Annotated in this window: 2 protein-coding genes; both read right to left on the reverse strand. The window is 37.7% G+C overall.

All coding sequences use genetic code 11. The features are described 5' to 3' along the window. Positions 1-349: 349 nt before the first annotated feature. Positions 350-652 (reverse strand): septum formation initiator family protein, encoded by a 303-nt coding sequence (locus tag H524_RS0111750; RefSeq protein ID WP_027940329.1) that lies wholly within the window; start codon positions 650-652, stop codon positions 350-352. 147 nt (positions 653-799) lie between these two features. Next, positions 800-2,449, reverse strand: a complete 1,650-nt coding sequence (locus H524_RS0111755) for a CTP synthase (protein WP_027940330.1) — start codon at positions 2,447-2,449, stop codon at positions 800-802. Positions 2,450-2,982 lie beyond the last annotated feature (533 nt).

The following is a 2,982-nucleotide window of genomic DNA, read 5'->3' on the forward strand; positions in this document are numbered from 1 at the left end:
AAAATCCTTTATTTATGCTGTAATTTGATATTTATATTAAGTCGGATGTAAAATATAGTAAGATACTGATCCAAAAGACTGAGAATTAGCGTATAGATACAAATTACATTCACAATAAAATTGTTTTATCAACAGCAGGAGGCATATAAAACACCATCCTTTAAATACTGTGCCCGGCAATACCATAAATCCTGCTATATGAGCCAAGTAATAAGAAGTTTGAAGCGATAATAAGAGAAGCAAAACAAGCAAATAAAAGCGCAACTCTTTTATAATTTAGTATTTTAAAAAATGACAAGTTGGTTACTAACATAGAGCACGTGTTAATTACAGCAATTAAATATTAATTTTAATAAATATTCATTGAGCGAATCTTTTCATCAGTAGCAAGAACACGATAGAAACGCTCATTAGGTTTTATCAAGCCCAGTTCACTTCTAGCAAGCTCTTCTACAGCGATAGATCCTTGCATCAGATCATTAATCTGATCTGCAATGTCTTGGTTTTTTTGTTGTAGCTGTAGTGTTAACAACTGCTCTTTTTCTAATTGCTTTTCAACTTCTTTATATTTTTGAATTCCATTGTGGCCAAAATATATGTCATATACAAGAAAACAAGCTATAGCAAAAAGAACTAGCGAAACGAGTCTCATAGAAGCTCCGTAACGTTAACGGCTGCATATAAAAGAGTATATTCAATAGGCATCTAGCATAATACTCATTTTCTGTACATACAATAAAGGCGCTAGCATAGCTTCGCGCCTTTATTGCAGTTTTAAAATAAAACAGTAGTACTTAGCTTATGAATGCTGTTCCTGATACTTCTTAGCTGCAGCAATGAAGCCCTTGAATAATGGATGGCCTTCACGAGGGTTTGAAGTAAACTCTGGATGGAACTGAACACCAACATACCAAGGGTGGCTAGGTACTTCAACAATCTCAACAAGCTTATTGTCAGTAGATAGACCTGCGATATTTAAGCCGCAATCAGTAAGCTTGGAGATAAGAGTATTGTTAACCTCATAACGATGACGGTGACGCTCTACAATGTCATCCTTCCCATAAAGCTCGCGAACCTTTGAGCCAGCCTTAAGGTGACAAAGCTGTGCGCCTAAACGCATAGTACCACCAAGATCTGATTGATCAGAACGCTTTTCAACATTGCCATCCTCATCAATCCACTCGGTAATCAAGCCTACAACAGGGTAAGGAGTATCCTTGTTAAACTCTGTAGAATTAGCATTATCAAGATGTGCTACGTTACGAGCATATTCAATGATAGCGACCTGCATGCCTAAGCAAATGCCGAGGTACGGAATATTGTTTTCACGAGCATAGCGTGCTGCAATGATCTTGCCTTCTACACCACGAGAACCGAATCCACCTGGAACTAAGATAGCATCAATACCCTGCAGTAGCTCCTCGCCACGTGATTCAACATCTTCAGAGTCAATATATCGAATGTTAACTGATAACTGATTCTTAAGACCACCGTGCTTTAAAGCCTCGTTGATTGACTTATATGCATCTGGGAGCTCAATGTACTTGCCAACCATACCAATAGTGACTTCACCAACGGTATTAGCCTGCTGATAGAGAACATGCTCCCACTCGCTAAGATCGGCTTCTTTGCACTCAATATTAAAGCGATCGACAATAAACTGATCTAAGTATTGGCTCTTTAATAAGGCTGGAATCTTGTAGATGGAATCAACATCCTTAAGCGAAATAACTGCACGCTCCTGTACGTTACAGAACATTGCAATCTTATGACGCTCATGACCAGGAATGACGCGATCTGAACGGCAAATAAGGATGTCTGGTTGAATACCAATAGATAGCAGCTCTTTGACAGAATGCTGTGTTGGCTTAGTCTTAACCTCGCCAGAAGTCTCAAGATATGGGACTAAGGTAAGGTGCATGAACAGAGCATTCTCACGTCCAATCTCTACAGCTAACTGACGAATAGCTTCTAAGAAAGGTAATGACTCAATATCACCTACAGTGCCACCAATCTCTACAATAGCGACCTGGTTACCTTCTGCACCAGCCAGGATTCTCTCCTTAATTGCATTGGTAATATGAGGAATAACCTGAATAGTAGCACCTAAATAATCGCCACGACGTTCCTTACGAATCACATCTGAGTAGATACGACCAGTAGTGAAGTTATTGCGATGAGACATCTTTGTACGAATAAAGCGCTCATAGTGACCTAAATCAAGGTCGGTCTCTGCACCATCCTCGGTAACAAACACTTCACCATGCTGAATAGGACTCATAGTACCAGGGTCAACATTGATGTATGGATCAAGTTTCATCATGGTTACTTTGATACCACGAGCCTCCAGAACAGCTGCTAATGATGCAGCTGCGATGCCCTTACCAAGGGAGGAAACTACGCCGCCAGTAACGAAAATCAACTTTGCAGAAGAAGGTGTAGCAGACATGAACAGCTCCGTTGTTGTTGCTAAGTACAATCTTGCATTATAACACAACCATGCTAGCACAACTGAAATGAAGAGTTGATCACAAAAATTACTTTCATTGCCTTTGCATTGACTAAATATCTATGAGTTATAAATATTTAGTTAATTACTAAAGAAATTAATACTTGCTAGACCTAATATTTAGACCTTTAATCAATTTTAAGCACGTTTATTAAAACACCTAAGCTATTTATTTGCTTATTAGTTTTGTGAATTAATATATTCACATGTTTTCTAGATTATAATTAAATGCCTCATAAGCATATTCTATTCACTACCATAAATAAGCCTGATATTATCTTTGTATACACGGCTTTATACATCTAACATATCAACAGAGTAACAATTGATGTACATATGAATTGATTTACAATTACAACTTTTGTCTTGCATAACTATTAGTACGTTTCATAAATACGGTAATTAAAAATTAAACATCTAACTCATCGAGTTTGTATCTCCATTTAGGAGCCACGGGAGCCTCATTTATTAAA

The organism is Anaerobiospirillum succiniciproducens DSM 6400 (assembly GCF_000482845.1).
GTDB lineage: Bacteria > Pseudomonadota > Gammaproteobacteria > Enterobacterales > Succinivibrionaceae > Anaerobiospirillum > Anaerobiospirillum succiniciproducens.